Genomic DNA, 18,834 nt, shown 5'->3' with positions numbered 1-18,834 from the left:
GGTACAAAAGACCTGTGATCCGCCCGGCCATTTCCACCGACCTGCCCGTTCTGCAAGACATCGAAATCGCGGCGGGTGCGCCGTTTCGTGACATCGGAATGGACGCCGTCGCCGACGATCCCCCGTTCACACTCGACGAGTTGACCGAATACCTCCAGCTGGAATGCATTTGGGTTGCGGTCGACGCAGACGATGCCCCGGTCGCATACGCACTCGTCGCCGTGGTCGACGGGGCCGCCCACATCGAGCAGGTGTCGGTCCACCCCGGCCACGCCCGCCAAGGGCTCGGCGCCCTGCTCCTCGACGAGATCTCGTCGTGGGCGGCCTTCCGCGGACTGCCCGCCCTCACCCTCACCACGTTCGTCGACGTCCCGTGGAACGCCCCCTACTACGAGCGGCTGGGTTTCCGCCCCTTGCCGGAAGACACCCTGACCCCGGGCCTGTCGCGCATCCGCGCCGACGAGGCCCGGCACGGCCTCGCCGCATGGCCGCGGGTCACGATGTCCCGCGCGGTGACGGCGCCGGTGCGGACCGCCGCGACCGCGCCTCAGCCGGGCTGACCCGGCCACTCCCCCGTCGCCGCGAAGCGGTCGAGCACCGCGGCCGGACCCATGAGGTCGATACCCTCCCCGGCCACCCAGTCGTCGTCGAAGTAGGTGTCCGCGTAGCGTTCGCCGCCGTCGCACAGGATCGTGACCACACTGCCGGACCGTCCGGCCGCGAGCATCTCCGCGACGACGGTGAACGCACCCCACAGGTTCGTGCCCGTGGAGCCGCCGACCCGGCGGCCCAGCACCGAACTGGCGTGCCGAGCCGTGGCGATGGACGCTGCGTCGGGCACCCGCATCATCCGGTCGATGACCTGCCCGACGAACGACGGCTCCACCCGCGGCCTGCCGATGCCCTCGATGCGCGAGGGCATCCCCGTCGCGTAGTCGCAGGAGTTGGTGTCGTAGCCGCCGAAGAACGCCGAGTTCTCCGGATCCACCACGAGCAGACGGGTCGCGTGCCTGCGGTAGCGGATGTACCGGCCCAGCGTCGCGCTGGTGCCGCCGGTGCCGGCGCTCATGACGAGCCACTCCGGCACCGGGTGCTCTTCACGAATCATCTGGTGGTAGATCGACTCGGCGATGTTGTTGTTGCCCCGCCAATCGGTGGCCCGCTCCGCGTGCGTGAACTGGTCCATGAAGTGACCGCCCGTCTCCGCGGCGAGCCGTCGGGCCTCGCTGTAGATCTCCGGCGGCCGGTCGATGAAGTGGCAGCGACCGCCCTGCGCCTCGATGAGGGCGATCTTCGCGCCGCTCGTGCTGCGCGGCATGACGGCCACGAAGTCGAGTCCGAGCATCTTCGCGAAGTACGCCTCGCTGACGGCCGTGGACCCCGAGGACGCCTCGATGACCGTCGTCCCCTCGGTGATCCATCCGTTGCAGATCGCGTAGAGGAACAGCGACCGGGCCAGGCGATGCTTGAGGCTGCCCGTGATGTGGGTCGACTCGTCCTTCAGATAGAGCTGCACACCCCATTCGACGGGCAGCGGGTACCGCAGCAGGTGTGTGTCGGCGCTGCGCTGCGCGTCGGCGTCGATGAGGCGGACGGCGTTGTCCACCCAGTCACGCGGAAAGCTCCGGTCGATGACGACGCAGTCGCCGTCCGTCACCGGGACGTGCCCTCACCGCGGAGCCTGGCACGCAGGTCGGCCTGGTCGGCGCGACGCTGCGCGTCGAACGCGGCGATCCCCTCGTTGACCCGCCGGCGGAGTTTCGCGAACAGCAGCAGCGACAGCGGGAGGGCGATGAGGACCGCGAAGATGGCCGCGACGAGCAGCGGCACGGCGACTCCGACGAGTGCGGCCACCCCGAGGATGATGGCACCGATGACGACGACCAGCAGTAGCCGGGCGATCGAATAGATCGCGACGTCGCGCGCCAGCTGCCCCTTGGTCACCCGCCCGTCCGGCTTCGCCGGTGCGCTCGAATCGGCTGCGACGGGGCGCTCGACCTGGTCTTCTGGCTTCTCGGATGACTCACTCACGCCCCCAGGTTACCCATCGCCGAGGCCACCCCTCACACGTCCGACTTATCCGATTTGTCTATTACCTCCCCTTTACCAACATTAGATCGTTCGAGTACCCGGGGTGCCAGATGTCACGATGACCGAGTTCAGTCGCAACAGCGGCCGGCTTCAGCACAGACCAGTCGAAAGCAGTGGAGGACCGTCGATGAGCGCACCCACCTACAACGGACCCGGATTCAGCGGATCCAACGAAGCCCTCATGACCCCGGGCCAGGTGGCTGCCCTGTTCCATGTCGACCCGAAGACCGTGACGCGATGGGCGCACGCGGGCCGGCTCGGATCGCTGCGCACCCCCGGCGGGCACCGCCGCTTCCGCGAGGCCGAGGTCATGCAGCTGCTCCGCTCCCTCACCACGGAGGCGGGCCGACCCTGACGCTGGGCGGGCCGACCCTGACGCTGGGCGGGCCGACCCTGACGCTGGGCGGGCGGCCGTAGGGCTGACCGCGACCGCACTACCCGGGACGCACTGCGACCGGGTAGATGCCCTCTGCCGCCGACGCGGCTACGCTCAGGGATACCGGCTACCCTCGAGCGGTGTAAGGAGGTGCGCGGTGATCTATCTGTTGGCACTCATCGGGCTCGTGACAGTGGCGGTCCTGCTCTGGAAGGCATTCGGCCCGAACACCAGGCCCGTGCTCAGCAATCGGGTGCAGGGACCCGACGACGATCCGGATTTCCTCTGGAAGGTGGATCGGGAGACCCGTCGGAAGAAGTCCGACGAACCCGAGGCCGGTCCGGCGGACCCCGCCGGGTGAGCCGAAGCCGGGGTGCCGGTCGATCCGGCACCCTCGGCGTCATTGCCTCAGCGACGATCCTGTAGCGCGAAACTGGACGCCGGGAAGTCCGACGCCACCGCGGCCGCCAGTTCGAGAAGAGCGGTGCGCGTCTTGGGACGCAGCCGCTCGAGTTCGATCTCGGCGCCCTCTTCGAGGTGCGGATCGAACGGAATCAGCCGGACCAGGCGGCACCGCTGCTCGAAGTGCTCGACGACCTTCGGCAGATCCACCTTGCCCGACCGTGGTCGGACCGCGTTCACGACGGCCACCGACCGGGACACCAGTTCGCGGTATCCGTGGGCGTCGAGCCAGTCGAGGGTCGCGGAGGCGCTGCGGGCGCCGTCGACGGAGCCCGAGCTGACCACCACGAGCGCGTCGGCCTCTTCGAGGATGGTCTGCATGGCGGAATGCATCAGTCCGGTGCCGCAGTCGGTGAGGACGATGCTGTAGAACTTCTCGAGCATCGTGACGGTCCGCGAGTAGTCGTCCGCGCTGAACGCCTCCGACACCGCCGGGTCGCTGTCGGACGCGAGCACCTCGAGCCGGTGCCGGCTCTGCGACGTGTAACTGCGGACGTCGCTGTACTTTTCGATGCTCTGCTCGTCGCGCAGCAGATTGCGCACTGTGGCCGGGGTCTCGAGGGGAATCTTCTGACTGAGCGTGCCCCGGTCGGGGTTGGCGTCGACGGCGATGACGCGGTCGCCGCGCAGTGACGCGAACGTGGAGCCGAGGGTCGCGGTGGTGGTGGTCTTGCCCACTCCGCCCTTGAGGCTCAGCAGCGCGATCTTGTAGCACCCCTGCAGCGGCTGGTTGACCTGCTTGGTCAGCTCGATCCGACGCTGTTCCTTCGCGCTGTTGCCGACGTTGATGTAGCGGCCGGACAGTTGGTACAGCGCCTTGCGCCACCCCGTGGTGGGGGCCGGCTTGACCTGCTTGAGGAGCAGCGACGTCGACAGGTCACGCGCCGACACCGCGTACTGCTGATCGGCATTCGTGTTGTTCGGGCGGGGATGCTGGGGCGCGTGCTGGACCGGCGCCTGCTGCGGCGGCGTGAACGTTCCCTGAGCGGGCGCCTGCTGGGGAGCCGGAGTCTGCTGCGGGGCCGGGGCCTGCTGAGGGGCCGGGGCCTGCTGCGGGACGGGAGCGGTAGCCGGGGCCTGGGTCTGCGGCCGCGCGGGTGCGGCGGAGGGGGCCTGGGCACCGGGCTGCGCGAACGGGTTGGGACCCTGCGGCTGAACGTACGGGGCCTGCCGCGCGGCGTTCCACGCGGCGGCCGATGCGTGGTCGTCCCCGGGCGGATTCGATGCAGGCCGTACCGGCTCCCACATGCCGGCGTTGTTTTCGGACATGGCTGAACATCCCCCTCGTGAAGTCTCCATCGTCTCCACCGAATCACACCGGTCGGAGACGTCGCGGCGGAAGGATATCAGTCGGTGACTACCGTCAGTTGAGGCCCGCGTACGAGTGCAATCCCGACACCACCATGTTGATGATGAACAGGTTGAACAGCATCGCGACGAAGCCCGCCACGTTGATCCATGCAGCCTTGGTGTCGCGCCAGCCCGACGTCGCGCGGGCGTGGAGGTAGGCGGCGTAGATCACCCAGGCGATGAACGACACCGTCTCCTTGGGGTCCCAGCCCCAGAATCGGCCCCAGGCGGCCTCGGCCCAGATGGCGCCGAGGATGACACCCGCGCCGAACAGCGGGAACCCGATGATGGTGGTCTTGTACGCCAGCCGGTCCAGGGTCTGCGCGTCGGGCAGCCGCTCCGCGATCCGCGCGAACACGCCCGTTCCCTCCTCGCCGCGCGGGTACCGCATGCGCAGCAGGAACAGCAGGCTCGCGATGCCCGACACCAGGAACACACCGGAACCGACGCTCACGATGGTGACGTGGATGGGCAGCCAGTACGACCGCAGTGCGGGCACCACGGGCGCCGCGTCCGCGTACAGCACGGTGGCGGCGAGGAACATCAGGATCAGGACGGGGACGAGCAGGAACACCCACATCGACCGGTACGCCGGCTTCGACAGGAGTGCGAGACCGACGACGAGTGCGGCCGCGCAGGCCATCGTCACGAACTCGTACATGTTGCCGAGCGGGAACCGTGCGGTGGCGAATCCGCGCAGCACGATCGACGCGAAGATCAGCACCGTGCCGACGACGAGCACGGCCGCGCCCATGCCGCCGAAGCGCTCGGCCATGGGCTTCTTCGGCTGCTCGACCACTCGGCCGGGAACCGACGGCGCATCGGCCGGACGGGCGCCGGAGCCTGCCGACACGAGTTCCCGGTCCTGCACGGCCTGCGCCCGGCTGGACGCGTACTGCACGATGAGCAGCACGAGTGCCAGCACCAGAACGGTGAAGGCTGATCGGAAGGCCCAGTCGCTGTACTGCGCCAGTGTCTCGTTGGTCGTCATCGTTGGCTCTCCTGCGCGTCAGGCTTCGTGTCGTCCGTGAGCAGACGGGTGCAGAGTCGGCCGAACTCGTCGCCCCAGCCGGCCTGATCGGTCCGGGCGAGTCCACCAAGCTCTACTACAGTACGTCGTGGGTCAAGATCGGAAGCGTCCGCGGGGTAGATGCGGGCCCAGACGCGACGACGCTTGACCAGCAGCGAGACGAGCAATCCGGCCATCATCGTCAGCGCCGACACCAGCACCCACTGCTGCGCCGGGTCGTGCGAGACCTGCAGGTTCACGAAGTCCACCGCACCGTCGAACCGCACCTGGGTGCCGTCAGCCAGCGTCGAACTCTCCCCCGGTTTCAGATTCACCCGGTCCTGCTTCACGAGCCGGCCCTGATTGATCAGTTCGGTGTTCAGCGAGAACAACGACTGCGGATTGCCTGTGTCGAGGCCGGTGTCGCCCTTGTAGATGTCGATGGCCACGGCCGGGTCGTTCATGGCCGGGTAGCTCGACGCCAGCAGATTGCCGTGGAACAGCGCGGTCGGGGCGAACAGTCCCTCGATCGCGATCTGATTCTTCCGGCGCTCGTCGGTGTCCGTGTACATGCCGCCGGGCGGGTCGAACCGCATCGCGCCGCTGCTGAGGAACGTCGTCGCGTCGTCGGGCCGCCACTGCAGCGTCTCGGTGCGGGTTTCCCCGTTCGGGAACGTGACGGTGAACGTCGGCGCGTACCCGTGCCCCTGCAGGTAGACGCGGTCACCGTCGACGCGCAGCGGGTGATTGACCTGCAACTGTCCGTCCCGCCACGTGTTCGTCTCGAGGTCGTCGCCGGCCTGGTAGGCGATGTTGGATGTGAACATCTCGGCCTGACCGCTGTCGAGGTAGTCGGCCGCGAAGTCCTTGACCTTGACGCACAGCGGCGTCATGCCGGTGCCGTCCTGCGTGTTGCCCGCCTTGAACGAGTCGAAGACCGCGGGCGACGTGGTGCAGAAGCCGGGACCGTTGTTGGCGACCACGATGACGTTGCCCTCGTAGCCGAACAGCTTGCCGACGGCGATCGCGACGAGCAGCGCCACGAGCGACAGGTGGAAGACCAGGTTGCCGAGCTCGCGGAAGTAGCCCTTCTCCGCGGAGATGGTGATCTCGCCGTCGTGCGCGGCGCGCTCCCCGCCCGCGCGGGTCTCGACCCGCCACCCTTTCAGGTGGGTGCGGATGCGGGCGGCGAGTTCCTCCGGTGACTCGTCGACCCGGTCCTCGTGGTGGTGCGGCAGTCGCGCGAGGTTCCGCGGGGCAGGCACCGGACGGGTGCGCAGTGCCTTGGCGTGGTCGACGCAGCGCGGCAGGATGCAGCCGACGAGGGAGATGAAGAGCAGGACGTAGATCGCGGTGAACCAGAAGCTGCCGAACACGTCGAACAGCTCGAGCTTGTCCATCCACGGTCCGAGGGTCGGCCGGTTCGAGATGTACTCGTCGACCTTGCCCGCGTTGAGGCTGCGCTGCGGGAGCAAGGCGCCGGGAATGGCCGCGAGGGCCAGCAGGAACAGCAGCACCAGCGCGGTGCGCATCGACGTGAGGCCACGCCAGGTGTTGCGGACGACCGCGAACGCGCGGCCGGGCAGCGATTGGCGGGGCACCGGTGTGGCTTCCGGGGCCTCGGGGGTCTGGGTGTCGCTCATATCGGCAGAGTCACTTCCGAGATAAAGGCGTCGCGAACCCAGCCGACGAACTGGTCCCACGCGCCGGTGACGAGGGCGATGCCCACGGCCACCAGCATGATTCCGCCGAAGATTTGAATGGTCCGCGCGTTCCGGCGCAGCCAGCCGACACCGCGCAGCGCGCGGGACGAGCCGAGCGCCAGGATCACGAACGGCAACCCGAGGCCGAGGCAGTACGCGACGATCAGGGCCACTCCGCGGGCGGCGGTGGCACCGTCGGTGCCTGCGGCCAGGGAGATGACACCCGCCAGGGTGGGGCCGAGGCACGGGGTCCAGCCCAGCGCGAACACGGCACCGAGCAGCGGGGCCCCGGCCAGACTGGAGATGCGGCGCGGCTCGAGCCTCGTGTCGCGCTGCAGGGCCGGGATCAGGCCGATGAACACCAGGCCCATGGCGATGGTGACCACCCCGCCGACCCGCATCAGGATGTCGCGGTTGATCGCGAGCGCCGAGATGGCGCCGAACACCGACGCGGTGGCCAGCACGAACACCACGGTGAAACCGGCGACGAACAGGGCCGCGGCGCCCGCGACCCGCAGCCGACCGTCGGCGACCGTCTTCGTGCGGGTGGCCGCCTCCTCCGCGGTCACGGCCGGGGCGTCCGCGCCGACCACACCCGCGAGGTAGGACAGGTATCCGGGAACGAGGGGCACGACGCACGGCGACGCGAACGACACCAGACCGGCGAGGACGCACGCACCGAGCGCGAGCAGCAGCGGTCCGGATGCCGCGGTGGACTGGAAGGCGTCGCCGACGCCGCCGGCGAGAAGGGTAGTGCTGGTGCTCACGATTCCTGCGCCACCCGTTCGACCACCGGCTTCAGGTCCTCGGCGAGCAGTTCCTTCAGGAACACCGCGGCCACGCGGTGGTCCCGGTCGAGCACGATCGTGGTGGGGATGACGCTCGTAGGGTAGTTCTGCCCCAGCGCGATCATCGTCCGCATGGCGGGGTCGTAGATCGACGGATACGACACCTTGTTGTCGATCACGAAGTCCTGCGCCTTGTCCTGCTGGTTGTCCCGCACGTTGATCCCGAGGAACGACACTCCCTGATCCTTGGTCTCCTCGTACACCTGCTCGAGGTCGTTGGCCTCACCCCGGCACGGGCCGCACCACTGCCCCCACACGTTGAGTACCACGACCTGCCCCTCGAAATCGTCGAGCGAGGTGGTCTTGCCCTCGGTCATCAGGTCGGGTCCGGACACCGTGCCGATGGTGCCGCGGTCAGCAGGCGGGTCGTAGAAGATCTCGGTCTGCCCGCCCGGCGACACGAAGTCGAACGTGCCGCCCTGGGCCACGGCGTCGTCGCCGGACGCACACGCCGACAGCGACACCGCGGCCGTACAGATCACCGCGAGAAGCCCGGCGAAGCGCCCCCGACTCATGCCCCGGTCACCCTCGGATCCGACGCGCCCGCGGGCTCCGAGTACACGATGTCGATGAGGGTATCGCCCTCGTAGACGAGGGAGGTCAGCGACGCGAGACCGCACTGACGGTGCCGCGGGTCGTGCCACAGCCGCTCCCCCTGCAGGAATCGGCGGAGGGTCCAGACGGGGAGTTGGTGGCTGACGACGACGGCTTCGTGGCCCACCGCCGACACGCGGGCGCTGTTGACGGCGGCCAGCATGCGGTGCGCGATCTGCAGGTACGGCTCGCCCCACGACGGGGTGAACGGGTCGCGCAGTTTCCACCAGTGCCGGGGACGGGACAGCGCGCCGTCGCCGACGGACACCTTGAGGCCCTCGAATTCGTTGCCTGCCTCGATGAGGTTCTCGTCGGTCGCGATCTCGACGCCGTGCGCGTCGGCGATCGGAACCGCCGTCTCCTGCGCGCGCTGCAGCGGCGAGGACACCACGTGGGTGATGTCGTGCTTGGCCAGCACCGACGCCACCGCGCGGGCCTGCGCCTCACCCGTCACCGACAGCCGGAACCCGGGGAGCCTGCCGTAGAGGATTCCTCGCGGGTTGTGCACCTCGCCGTGCCGGAGCACGTGCACGATGGTGCGGGTCTGTGTGTGGTCGGGATGATCGGCTTCGGTCACGTTGCGATTCCTCGGGTCGGGACGGGAGGGCGGGTGGGTGTCGGCGGCAAGGCTGCCGGCCGCGAGGGGGGAGGACACGTCAGGGCTGGACGGCCGCGGCGGCGGCCTTCGCGGCGTGCGGCAGGGCGTCGGCGATGATCGAGAAGGCTCTGTCGTCCATGGCGGCGGAGACGAACCACGCCTCGAACGCGCTCGGCGGCGGGTACACACCGCGTGAGAGAAGCCCGTGGAAGAACGCCGGGAAGCGCCAGGTCTGGGCGGCCTTGGCCTCGGCGTAGTTGGTCACCGGGTCCTCGCTGAAGAACACGCTGAGCATCGTGCCTGCGGTCTGCACCCGGTGCGGCACACTCTCGGCGGTCAGCGCGTCGGACAGCAGGGTCCGCAGGGTGGCGCTGTTGCGCTCGAGTGCGTCGTACACGGCCTGGTCCGCGGCGCGCAGGCTGGCGAGCCCGGCGGCGACGGCGACGGGGTTCCCGGACAGGGTGCCCGCCTGGTAGACGGGTCCGGCCGGGGCGAGATGGGCCATGACGTCGGCGCGGCCACCGAATGCGGCGGCGGGCAGACCGCCGCTCATCACCTTGCCGAACGTGTAGAGGTCACCGGCGACGCCGTCGAGCCCGAACCAACCGGCGGAGCTGACGCGGAACCCGGTCATCACCTCGTCCATGATGAGTAGGGCGCCGTTGTCGCTGGTCAGCTTCCGCAGGCCCTCGTTGAATCCGGGGTGCGGCGCCACTGCGCCCATGTTGCCGGCGGCGGCCTCGGTGATGACGCACGCGATCTGGCCCTCGTTCGCGGCGAAGGCCTGGACGACGGCGTCGAGGTCGTTGTAGGGAACGACGATGGTGTCCTCGGCCTGCGCGCCCGTCACGCCGGGCGATGTCGGGAGGCCGAAGGTGGCGAGCCCCGAGCCGGCGTCGGCCAGCAGCGCGTCGACGTGTCCGTGGTAGCAGCCGGAGAACTTGAGGACCTTGGTTCGGCCGGTGAATCCGCGGGCCAGGCGGACGGCGCTCATGGTGGCTTCGGTGCCGGAGTTGACCAGGCGCACCTTCTCCACCGGCGCAACCCGGCCGACAATCTCCTCGGCCAGTTCGATCTCGCCCTCGGTGGGCGCGCCGAACGACAGGCCGGTGGCGGCCGCCTTCTGCACTGCCTCGACGACGGCGGGGTGCGCGTGACCGAGGATCATCGGTCCCCAGGAGCAGATGAGGTCGACGTAGTCGTTGCCGTCGACGTCGGTGAGCGTGTAGCCGGACGCTTCCTTGATGAACCGCGGGGTGCCGCCGACCGAGTGGAAGGCTCGCACCGGGGAGTTGACGCCGCCGGGAATGACCAGATCAGCCCTCTCGAAGAGCTGGGCGGAGCGGGATGCGTGCACGTCGGGGTCACCGGAGGAAACAGTCACGGCCACCAGTGTCCCAGTTCTGTCGAATTTGCCAACGACAGGGTGTAGTGGGTGGCCAGGATCACTCTGCCCGATCCGTCGCGCCGGGTGGTTCCGGGACGAGCGAGGCGAACATCGCCCTCATCTCCTCGGACAGTTTCAGCAGTTCCACGTATCCGCCGAGCGGGCCGCCCTCGAGGTACGCGAACTCCATCCCGACGCCCTCGAACCGGCCCCGCTGCACCACCGGCAGTCCTCGACGTCCGGCTTCGGCGAGGGTGTCCTCGAAGTCGTCGGGGACCCAGGCCACGTGATGGACGCCGGGACCGGTGGTCTCCAGCTGTTCCGTGTAGAGGTTGCGTCCCGACACCGGCTGGATCAGCTCGAGCTGCTGTCCGCCGGCGTATCCGAGGGACACGTGGACCACGTAGTCGGCGGGCTGCGCGCGGTACGTGCAGTGCTCGGGTCCGAAGTGCACGTCCGGGAGCCGCAACCATCGCGCGACGCCGAGCTGCTCGGTGAAGTACCGCTCGGCAGCCTCGATGTCGTCGACGACCCAGCAGATCTGGAAGATCGGGCCAGCGACGAGGCTCACGCCATCTTCCCGTTGTCCACCGAGTACACGGCTCCGTGGATGGCGGACGCGTCGTCGGATGCGAGGAAGGCCACCGTCTTCGCCACGTCCTCGGGTTCCATCAGCCCTCTCGGGGAGGCCGACTTCAGGACGAGCTCGAAATCGACGCCGTCGGGGAACGCGAAATTCGTGACCTGCGGTGTCATCATCCCGCCCGGGCAGACGGCGTTGATCCGCAGCGGTGTGCCGGTGAACTCGAGTGCCATCGCGCGGGTGAGACCCACCAGTCCGTGCTTGGCGGCGCAGTAGCCGGCCGAGTACGCCTGCCCCTGCAGTCCGGCGACGGATGCGACGTTGACGATGTTGCCTCCGCGGTCGAGCAGATGCGGCAGCGCTGCCCGCGACAGGTAGAACGGCCCGTTCAGGTTCACGGCGAGATCGTGTGCCCAGTCCTCGTCCGTGACGTCCGCGGTGTGCCGGAGGGTGTGCGAACCGGCAACGTTGATCAGGACGTCGAGACCGCCGAGCCCGGCGACGCAGGCTGCCACGGCCGCGCTGCACGCTTCCGGCGACGCCACGTCCGCCGGTGCACAGCGCCCCGCGGCCTCCGGCCCGGCGATCCCGATCATGGCCTGCCGCAGCGCATCCCCGTCCCGTGCGACCCCGAAGACGAGGGCTCCCCGGTCGGTGAGGAGCCGGGCCACGGCGTGCCCGAGCCCCGAGGAGGCCCCGGTGACGAGAGCGACTTTCCCTGCGAACGTTCCCCGATCCGTGTCATCCATCAGTCGATGATGCACTGCGTGCCGATCGGAGGTTCACAGATTGCCGCGCGCCGCCTGCTCACGCTCGATGGATTCGAACAGGGCCTGAAAGTTGCCCGCCCCGAATCCGAGCGAACCGTGCCGTTCGATCAGCTCGAAGAACACGGTCGGCCGGTCGCCGAGCGGCTTGGTGAAGATCTGCAGGAGGTATCCGTCCTCGTCGCGGTCGACGAGGATTCCGCGCTTCTGCAGTTCCTCCACCGGCACCCGGACCCTCCCGATCCGGGCACGCAACCGCGGGTCCTCGTAGTACGCGTCGGGTGTGTTCAGGAATTCGACGCCCTCGGCCCGCAGCGCGTCCACCGTCGCGAGGATGTCCCCGGTCGCGAGGGCCAGATGCTGGCAGCCCGGCTCACCGTAGAACTCGAGATATTCGTCGATCTGCGACTTCTTCTTTCCCACCGCGGGTTCGTTGAGCGGGAACTTCACCCGGTGGTTGCCGTTCGCCACGACCTTCGACATCAGCGCCGAGTACTCCGTGGCGATGTCGTCGCCGACGAATTCGGCCATGTTCGTGAATCCCATGACGCGGTTGTAGAACCGGACCCAGTGATCCATCCGGCCCATCTCGACGTTGCCGACGGCGTGGTCGAGCGCCTGGAACAACCGCGGGGGTTTACCCGGTCGCGCCGCGAAACCGCTGGAGCGCGCGACGAATCCGGGGAGGTAGGGGCCGTCGTACCGGCTGCGGTCGACGATGGTGTGCCGGGTGCTGCCGTACGTGGCGATCGCCGCGAGCCGCACGGGGCCGAACTGATCCGTGACGTCGCGCGGCTCCTCGAGAATGGCGGCCCCCTGCGAGCGGGCGTGCGCGATGCAGCGGTCGACGTCGAGCACTTCCATCGCCAGGTCCACGACGCCGTCGCCGTGCGCCCGGTGATGGTCCGCGAGCGGGCTCTTCGGATCGACGGCGCCGTGCAGCACGAACCGTGCCGACCCCGACTCGAGGACGAAGGACTTGTGCGAGCGCTGACCGGTCTCCGGCCCGGCGTAGGCGACGAGGGTCATGCCCCAGGTGGAGACGAAGTACTGCATGCTCTGCGTCGCGTTGCCGCACGCGAATACCACGGCATCCATCGCGACCACGGGAAACGGATCCGACGCGTCGTCGTGTTCGACGAGCCCGACCAATTGCCGGAGCTCGTCGGTCTCCAGATGTGCGGCCACCTCGCGGGGCGTCAGGCGAATGTCGGCGATAGTCATATCTCACTGTGATCCAGCACACATCACTGCGCAACGGTGCCTCTTGACGCTGTTCAATCTGTACAGAATGCTGGACGAAAAGACGGTTGGACCCTACATATTGACCAGGGACGCCATGAGTATCGATCAACTCGACGCCACACTGCTCGACCTGCTCCACGCCGAGCCGAAGGTCGGGGTGCTCGAGGCGTCGAGACGCCTGGGAGTGGCGCGTGGCACCGTTCAGGCGCGTCTCGACCGGCTCGAACGCACCGGCGTGATCACCAGTTCGGCACCGACCCTCGACCCGGAGGCACTGGGGTTTCCGGTGGTCGCGTTCGCCACCCTGGAGATCGCCCAGGGCAACGGGCACGCCGCGGTCGTCGAGCATCTGACCGCCATCCCCGAAGTTCTCGAAGCGCACACGATTACCGGAGCCGGCGACGTCCTGGTCCGCGTGGTGGCGCGCACCCACGCCGACCTGCAGCGGGTGATCAACTCGATCGTGGACGGGCACAACGTTCTTCGCTCGTCGACCGTCATCGCGACGCAGACCCAGATCGCCCTGCGTCACGAGCAACTCGTCCGCGCGGCGGTCCCTCCGCCCACGGTCAGCGGTCCTCGGGACTCAGCTCGTCCAACAGTGAATTGAGCACGGAGCAGGCGTCGTCGAACCGGTCGTGGCCGACGATGCCGCCCCAGTGGTGCTCGATCTCGGCGACCCGTACGGCGGCGTCCTGCAGCGCCTGCCGTCCCCGCGCGGTCGGGACGACCAGTTTCGCCCGCCTGTCCCGCGTGTCCGGAACCCGCTCGACGTACCCGAGGTCCTCGAGATCGTTGATCAGTTCGGACGCGGCGGACAGACTCAGTTCGGCCCGGGAGGCGATCTCCGTCAACCGCCGGCCCTCCCAACCGATGTTGCCGAAGATCTGCAGATGCGGCGGGCGGATGTCGCCGTAACCGCGTTCCGCCATGGGCTCGCTCAACTCCCGGCGGAACTCGTGCAGCAAACGAACCAGCAACTGCCCCACCGCAGGGCGATCGGACGGCAGACCTCTTGACCGTTCCATGACACAGGAGAATACTACGGTTACCGAAGTTTCGGTTTCCGAAGCATTACTCGACACAGCACCTGGGGCATCCCATGGACACACAATCGATCACCCGGACCGTCCCGACGAGCGTCGGGAACCTCGCCGTCCACGTCACCGGTAGCGGACCGCCGACCGTGCTGTGGCACAGCCTTTTCGTCGACTCGACGACGTGGGCACCCCTGCGCAGCCATCTGGTCGCGCACCGGCAGTTGATCTCGATCGACGGACCCGGCCACGGAGCGAGCACCGCCGTACCGCGCCGGTTCACGATGGAGGAGTGCGCGGAGGCGGCGATCACCGTCCTCGACGTACTCGGCGTCACCGAGCCCGCCGACTGGGTGGGCAACGCCTGGGGTGGACACGTCGGGCTCGTCGCGGCCGCCGACACTCCCGACCTGTGCCGCACCGTGGTCACCATCGGGACACCGACCCAAGCCCTCACCCGCAGGGAACGCGCCAGGATCGTGCCGATGGTGTGGGCCTACCGCATCGCCGGGCCGATTCCACCGCTCACGAATGCGGTGATGAACGTCCTTCTCGGCACCGAGCTTTCACGAACGCAGCCGCAACAGTTCCAGGCCGTCTCCCGGACCTTCCGGCAGGCACCACGCCGCGGCATGCACCAGGCGATGCAGTCGATCATGCTGCACCGCAAGGGCCTCGGCCCTCTCCTCCCCCGGATCGGAGCGCCGACGCTGATGGTCGTCCCCCGCGCAGACACGATGATCTCCCTCGAGCAGGCACGGGCCGCCGCGGCGACGATGCCGCACGCCGCAGCCACCACGGTGGACGGCGCCGGCCACATCACACCATTGATCGCCGACCCGGCCGCACTCGCCGACCTGATCACCGCGTTCTGGCGCGACCCCGTGGGATATCTCGCGATGATCAGCACCTCGGCCTGACTCGACTGGTCCACGCATGACGAGCGGCCACCCGATCCCGGACCCCGTCGGTCCGGGCCAGGAATCGGTGTGGGACTACCCGCGGCCACCCGTGGTCGAGCAGAGCGGCGAGTTGGTGGAGGTGCGGTTCGGCGGGCAACTCGTCGCACGCACACGCAACCCGCTGCGCCTGCTCGAGACGAGCCACCCGCCGACGTACTACCTGCCGCGCACGTGTTTCGCCGAGGGGGTCCTGCGTCCGGTTGCCGGGAGCACGGTGTGCGAGTGGAAGGGGCGGGCGGATTATTTCGACGTCGTCGCGGGCGGACACGTCGCCGAGCGTGCGGCGTGGCACTATCCGCGGCCGGTCGCCGGGTACGAATCTCTCCTCGGGCACGTGGCGGTCATGCCGGGATCGGTGGACGGCTGTTTCGTCGGCGGCGAGCGGGTTCGGCCCCAGACGGGGGGCTTCTACGGCGGGTGGATCACCGATCAGGTGGTCGGCCCGTTCAAGGGCGGGCCCGGGAGTCGCTTCTGGTGAACGCCTCACCCACTACCGTGGGACTCGTCCGTCTCCCACGGCGGCAGGTCGTCGACGATCAGGGCGACGAGCCACGGCAGGGGCAGCGACACACCGATGATCGCCACGGCCACCCACGGGTTACCGGACAGACCGTAGACCACCGCGGACAGCACGAACGCGAGAATCCTGAACGACGCCACGATCACGTACTTGCGCACCCGCACCCGATGCTGTTGTTCGAGTGACACCGATGCCGTGGTGATACTGATCGGGTGGCGGGCGGTGCCACTCGGTGCGGACGTCCACCGGAAGGTCGGGCCCGTGACGAGGGACCGTAGTGCGTGGGAAATGCTCACCACACCGGAATACCCAGAGCATTGCCGCATGCAACGCCCATCACCGGTGTTACGGCCGGCCGGAGGAAGGCTTCGGCACCTTCGGTGTCCCCTGATCGCCGGACCTGTTCCTCGACCGACATCACGCGCCTCGGAGCGACCGCTACTGTCGAGTCATGGCCACCACAGCTGACCACCTGAGAAGCACCCTCGACGGACGCTGGCGGGAGGTACGCGAGCGCGTCAGGGCGGAATTGTCCGGATCCCCCGACTTCGCACCGCACTACACCCCCGACCTCGACGAGGCCCGCGCCAAGACGCTGGCGCAGTTGCGTCTGCTCGCGAGCAACGGCTACGCCGCCGACGGATTCGCGAAAGACCACGGCGGCACCGGTGACGCCGGCGCCGCAGTCACGAGCATCGAGATGCTTGCGATGTCGGACCTGTCCCTGATGGTCAAGGCGGGCGTGCAGTGGGGACTGTTCGGCGGCGCGATCGAGAACCTCGGTACCGCGCGCCATCACGAGGCGTACGTGAAGCGTCTCGTCGATCTGGATCTGCTGGGGTGTTTCGCGATGACCGAGACGGGTCACGGCAGCGACGTGCAGGCCCTCGAGACCACCGCGACGTACGACGCGGACGCGGGCGAATTCGTCATCCACTCCCCCACACCGTCCTCGCGCAAGGACTACATCGGCGGGGCGGCGCAGCACGCGACGATGGCGGCCGTGTTCGCGCAGTTGATCACGGGCGGCGAGTCGCAGGGCGTGCATTGCTTCGTGGTGCCGATCCGGGACGAGGACGGCAACGACCTCCCCGGCGTCCACACGTCGGACTGTGGCTACAAAGGTGGACTTCCCGGCGTCGACAACGGCCGAATCACGTTCGACCAGGTCCGAATTCCGCGGGAGAACCTGCTCAACAAATACGCCGACGTGGAACCCGACGGCACGTACACCTCGCCGATCGACAACGCGAACCGCCGATTCTTCACGATGGTGGGCACTCTCGTGCGGGGACGCGTCACGGTGGGCGGGTCCGCCGGCGCCGCCGCCCGCGTCGCATTGTCGATCGCCACCCGATATGCGTTGCAGCGCAGGCAGTTCAATGCCCCGCAGGCCGAGGACGAGGTGCTGCTCATGGACTACCTCGTCCACCAGCGCAGGCTGTTCCCGTTGATCGCACGCTCCTACGCTCTGCAGTTCGCGCAGAACGAGCTCGTCGCCAAGATGCACGAGATCCAGAGCAGTGCCGACGCCGACCCCCAGGAACAGCGTGAACTCGAGGGCCGCGCCGCCGGGCTCAAGGTTGCGAACACCTGGCACGCCACCCGTGCGATCCAGGAGGCCCGTGAAGCGTGCGGCGGCGCCGGGTACATGGCCGAGAACCGTCTCACGGCGCTCAAGGCCGACACCGATGTGTTCACCACGTTCGAGGGCGACAACCACGTCCTGACGCAGCTCGTGGCCAAGGAACTGCTCACGTCCTACGCGGACGAGGTGCGCGGCATGAGCCCCGTCGAATGGATGCGCTTCGCGGCCACCACGGTTTCCGACGTCGTCAAGAAGCGCACCGCCGCGCAGCAGATCATCCAGACGATCCTCGACACGCGGCAGGACAACGAGGAGGACGGCAGCCTCTTCAACCGCGGCACGCAGCTGACGATGTTCGAGGACCGCGAGCAGTACCTGCTCGCGACCGCCGCCCGTCGCCTCCAGGCTGCGCAGAAGCGCGAGGAGAACCCGTTCGACGCCTTCAATTTCGTGCAGGATCACGTGCTGCACGCCGCGCAGGCGCACATCGACCGGGTGGTGCTCGAGGCGTTCGTCGCCGGCATCGACGAATGCGAGGACGACGACGCCCGCGACCTGCTGAGCGATGTCTGCGACCTCTACGCGCTGAGCGTGATCGAAGAAGACAAGGCATGGTTCATGGAGCACCGGCAGCTGTCGGTGGAGCGGTCGAAGGCGGTGCAGCGGGGAATCAACGAGCGCTGCCGGTCGCTGCGGCCGCACGCCCAGACGTTGATCGAGGGCCTCGGGGTTCCCGAGGCGCTACTCGGCTCCGCGATGCTCGACGGTCCCGGGACCGACACCGTCCGCAAGACCCAGATCTTCCGATGACGAGGACGGCTCGGCGGGTTCGCCCGCCGGGCCGGACCGGAGCCGGCGCACCGAATCGATCACCAGCAACCCCGCGACCGTCAGCAGTCCGGCGGCGACGGCGATCCACGACCCCGAGTACGCGGTTCCCTCGAAGGAGGGTGCACCCGGCGCCACGGGACCGAACTCCGATGTGACCTGCGCGTGGTTCCAGCACCACACCGCGGCGACGACACCGGCCACGGCACCGACCCACTCCGCTGTCACCACCGCGGTCCGGCGGTTCATTCCGCCGACCCGCCCGCCGACTTCGCGAGCAGCGATTCGAGCTGCGCGCGCAATGCCTCGTCGTCCTTCGCCCACGCCTGCACCAGGGCGCCGCCCCGCAGTCGCAGTCCGATGCCCGTCCGCCGGCGGGGAACCGCGGACAGCTCCCCCAGACTCCGGGCGGTTTCCCACGGCTGCTGCTCGTACGACTCCGGGTCGGCGGGGGGCATGATCTTCACGATCTCGGTGATCGGCACGTCTTCGGTGCCCTGCCGCAACGACGACGTCGTGAGTTCGACGCTGGCATGCCTACGGGCGGCCACCACCTGCACGTAGACGAAACCGCTGAGCAACACTGCGAACAACGACAGCGCGAACCAGTGCACCACCGGGCCGGTCAGTAGTTCGATGATCAGCGCGATCAGGCAGAAGACCGGGCCGAACGCCACCATCCGCCAGCGGGCGCCGGGCTCACTGAACAGGACGGCTGGTTCGCTCACACGCTCATCCTGCGACATCGTGGCGCGCGAGGAAAACGTGGGGCACGTCAGGAGAGGGCGCCCGGGATCACGACGAGCAACAGAGTCAGCAGCACGAAGGCCACGATGATGGCGAACATCAGTGCTTCTTTGCGAGACCCGTGTGCTCGATCGTCAGC

General features: G+C 68.5%; 23 protein-coding genes. 7 read left to right on the top strand and 16 right to left on the bottom strand.

Annotated elements, in window-relative coordinates:
* Positions 1 to 14 precede the first annotated feature (14 nt).
* Positions 15 to 560: a GNAT family N-acetyltransferase gene (locus QM693_RS16325; protein ID WP_283352862.1), complete on the top strand. Its 546-nt coding sequence runs from the start codon at positions 15 to 17 to the stop codon at positions 558 to 560.
* Here the strand turns inward: QM693_RS16325 and cds1 are convergent.
* On the bottom strand, positions 548 to 1,657 hold the full coding sequence (gene cds1, locus QM693_RS16320) for an L-cysteine desulfhydrase Cds1 (protein ID WP_283352861.1): 1,110 nt from the start codon (positions 1,655 to 1,657) through the stop codon (positions 548 to 550). The two genes, QM693_RS16325 and cds1, sit on opposite strands and share 13 nt — an antisense overlap.
* Positions 1,654 to 2,031 (bottom strand): DUF4229 domain-containing protein, encoded by a 378-nt coding sequence (locus tag QM693_RS16315; protein WP_009474707.1) that lies wholly within the window; start codon positions 2,029 to 2,031, stop codon positions 1,654 to 1,656. The genes cds1 and QM693_RS16315 overlap by 4 nt, the downstream gene beginning before the upstream one ends.
* A 187-nt stretch (positions 2,032 to 2,218) precedes the next feature.
* On the opposite strand from QM693_RS16315, the gene QM693_RS16310 reads away from it, so the two are divergent.
* Both QM693_RS16310 and QM693_RS16305 read left to right on the top strand, forming a co-directional pair.
* Positions 2,219 to 2,446, top strand: a complete 228-nt coding sequence (locus QM693_RS16310) for a BldC family transcriptional regulator (RefSeq protein ID WP_005252019.1) — start codon at positions 2,219 to 2,221, stop codon at positions 2,444 to 2,446.
* Between the two features lie 178 nt (positions 2,447 to 2,624).
* A complete protein-coding gene (locus QM693_RS16305) occupies positions 2,625 to 2,828 on the top strand; it encodes a hypothetical protein (RefSeq protein ID WP_009474708.1) in 204 nt (67 codons plus the stop codon).
* 47 nt (positions 2,829 to 2,875) lie between these two features.
* Here QM693_RS16305 and QM693_RS16300 read toward each other — a convergent pair whose 3' ends face one another.
* From QM693_RS16300 to hppD, 10 genes are all read right to left on the bottom strand, one after another.
* Positions 2,876 to 4,198, bottom strand: a complete 1,323-nt coding sequence (locus tag QM693_RS16300; protein WP_283331028.1) for a MinD/ParA family ATP-binding protein — start codon at positions 4,196 to 4,198, stop codon at positions 2,876 to 2,878.
* Between the two features lie 94 nt (positions 4,199 to 4,292).
* On the bottom strand, positions 4,293 to 5,270 hold the full coding sequence (gene ccsB, locus QM693_RS16295) for a c-type cytochrome biogenesis protein CcsB (protein ID WP_283331027.1): 978 nt from the start codon (positions 5,268 to 5,270) through the stop codon (positions 4,293 to 4,295).
* The gene (resB, locus tag QM693_RS16290; protein WP_283352860.1) at positions 5,267 to 6,931 is read right to left on the bottom strand and encodes a cytochrome c biogenesis protein ResB; all 1,665 of its coding nucleotides are present in this window, start codon (positions 6,929 to 6,931) and stop codon (positions 5,267 to 5,269) included. Before resB ends, ccsB begins: the two co-directional genes overlap by 4 nt.
* Entirely contained in the window at positions 6,928 to 7,758 is an 831-nt protein-coding gene (locus tag QM693_RS16285) for a cytochrome c biogenesis CcdA family protein (RefSeq protein ID WP_037233399.1), read from the bottom strand. The genes resB and QM693_RS16285 overlap by 4 nt, the downstream gene beginning before the upstream one ends.
* A complete protein-coding gene (locus tag QM693_RS16280) occupies positions 7,755 to 8,354 on the bottom strand; it encodes a TlpA disulfide reductase family protein (RefSeq protein WP_005258349.1) in 600 nt (199 codons plus the stop codon). Before QM693_RS16280 ends, QM693_RS16285 begins: the two co-directional genes overlap by 4 nt.
* Complete coding sequence (locus QM693_RS16275) at positions 8,351 to 9,010, bottom strand: histidine phosphatase family protein (protein ID WP_005566498.1); 660 nt, start codon at positions 9,008 to 9,010, stop codon at positions 8,351 to 8,353. The genes QM693_RS16280 and QM693_RS16275 overlap by 4 nt, the downstream gene beginning before the upstream one ends.
* Before the next feature lie 79 nt (positions 9,011 to 9,089).
* Positions 9,090 to 10,415, bottom strand: a complete 1,326-nt coding sequence (gene hemL, locus QM693_RS16270; protein ID WP_283352859.1) for a glutamate-1-semialdehyde 2,1-aminomutase — start codon at positions 10,413 to 10,415, stop codon at positions 9,090 to 9,092.
* A gap of 61 nt (positions 10,416 to 10,476) precedes the next feature.
* Positions 10,477 to 10,989: a VOC family protein gene (locus QM693_RS16265; protein ID WP_283352858.1), complete on the bottom strand. Its 513-nt coding sequence runs from the start codon at positions 10,987 to 10,989 to the stop codon at positions 10,477 to 10,479.
* Positions 10,986 to 11,750 (bottom strand): SDR family NAD(P)-dependent oxidoreductase, encoded by a 765-nt coding sequence (locus tag QM693_RS16260; protein ID WP_283352857.1) that lies wholly within the window; start codon positions 11,748 to 11,750, stop codon positions 10,986 to 10,988. Before QM693_RS16260 ends, QM693_RS16265 begins: the two co-directional genes overlap by 4 nt.
* Before the next feature lie 33 nt (positions 11,751 to 11,783).
* Positions 11,784 to 12,992, bottom strand: coding sequence for a 4-hydroxyphenylpyruvate dioxygenase (gene hppD, locus QM693_RS16255; RefSeq protein WP_283352856.1), 1,209 nt, complete (start codon positions 12,990 to 12,992; stop codon positions 11,784 to 11,786).
* Between the two features lie 115 nt (positions 12,993 to 13,107).
* Between hppD and QM693_RS16250 the strand changes: the two genes are divergently transcribed.
* On the top strand, positions 13,108 to 13,623 hold the full coding sequence (locus tag QM693_RS16250; protein ID WP_283331021.1) for an Lrp/AsnC family transcriptional regulator: 516 nt from the start codon (positions 13,108 to 13,110) through the stop codon (positions 13,621 to 13,623).
* On the opposite strand, the gene QM693_RS16245 is transcribed toward QM693_RS16250, so the two are convergent.
* Positions 13,583 to 14,041, bottom strand: coding sequence for a MarR family winged helix-turn-helix transcriptional regulator (locus QM693_RS16245; protein WP_280779891.1), 459 nt, complete (start codon positions 14,039 to 14,041; stop codon positions 13,583 to 13,585). The genes QM693_RS16250 and QM693_RS16245 overlap by 41 nt on opposite strands.
* A 74-nt stretch (positions 14,042 to 14,115) precedes the next feature.
* On the opposite strand from QM693_RS16245, the gene QM693_RS16240 reads away from it, so the two are divergent.
* Together QM693_RS16240 and QM693_RS16235 are read left to right on the top strand one after the other, a co-directional pair.
* Complete coding sequence (locus tag QM693_RS16240) at positions 14,116 to 14,970, top strand: alpha/beta fold hydrolase (RefSeq protein ID WP_283331020.1); 855 nt, start codon at positions 14,116 to 14,118, stop codon at positions 14,968 to 14,970.
* Between the two features lie 16 nt (positions 14,971 to 14,986).
* Complete coding sequence (locus QM693_RS16235) at positions 14,987 to 15,490, top strand: DUF427 domain-containing protein (RefSeq protein WP_283331019.1); 504 nt, start codon at positions 14,987 to 14,989, stop codon at positions 15,488 to 15,490.
* Positions 15,491 to 15,495: 5 nt separating this feature from the next.
* Here QM693_RS16235 and QM693_RS16230 read toward each other — a convergent pair whose 3' ends face one another.
* Positions 15,496 to 15,828: a DUF3099 domain-containing protein gene (locus QM693_RS16230; RefSeq protein WP_283331018.1), complete on the bottom strand. Its 333-nt coding sequence runs from the start codon at positions 15,826 to 15,828 to the stop codon at positions 15,496 to 15,498.
* A 155-nt stretch (positions 15,829 to 15,983) separates the two neighbouring features.
* On the opposite strand from QM693_RS16230, the gene QM693_RS16225 reads away from it, so the two are divergent.
* Positions 15,984 to 17,930, top strand: a complete 1,947-nt coding sequence (locus QM693_RS16225) for an acyl-CoA dehydrogenase family protein (RefSeq protein ID WP_283331017.1) — start codon at positions 15,984 to 15,986, stop codon at positions 17,928 to 17,930.
* Here the strand turns inward: QM693_RS16225 and QM693_RS16220 are convergent.
* Together QM693_RS16220 and mce1N are read right to left on the bottom strand one after the other, a co-directional pair.
* Positions 17,862 to 18,197, bottom strand: coding sequence for a hypothetical protein (locus QM693_RS16220; RefSeq protein WP_283352855.1), 336 nt, complete (start codon positions 18,195 to 18,197; stop codon positions 17,862 to 17,864). The two genes, QM693_RS16225 and QM693_RS16220, sit on opposite strands and share 69 nt — an antisense overlap.
* Complete coding sequence (gene mce1N, locus QM693_RS16215) at positions 18,194 to 18,676, bottom strand: transport-regulating membrane protein Mce1N (protein ID WP_271213146.1); 483 nt, start codon at positions 18,674 to 18,676, stop codon at positions 18,194 to 18,196. The genes QM693_RS16220 and mce1N overlap by 4 nt, the downstream gene beginning before the upstream one ends.
* Positions 18,677 to 18,834 lie beyond the last annotated feature (158 nt).

This window comes from Rhodococcus sp. IEGM 1305, from assembly GCF_030058635.1.
GTDB classification, from domain to species: Bacteria; Actinomycetota; Actinomycetes; order Mycobacteriales; family Mycobacteriaceae; genus Rhodococcus_F; species Rhodococcus_F opacus_D.
Note: the sequence above shows the minus strand (reverse complement) of the source record. Positions and strands in the feature narration are given on the sequence as shown.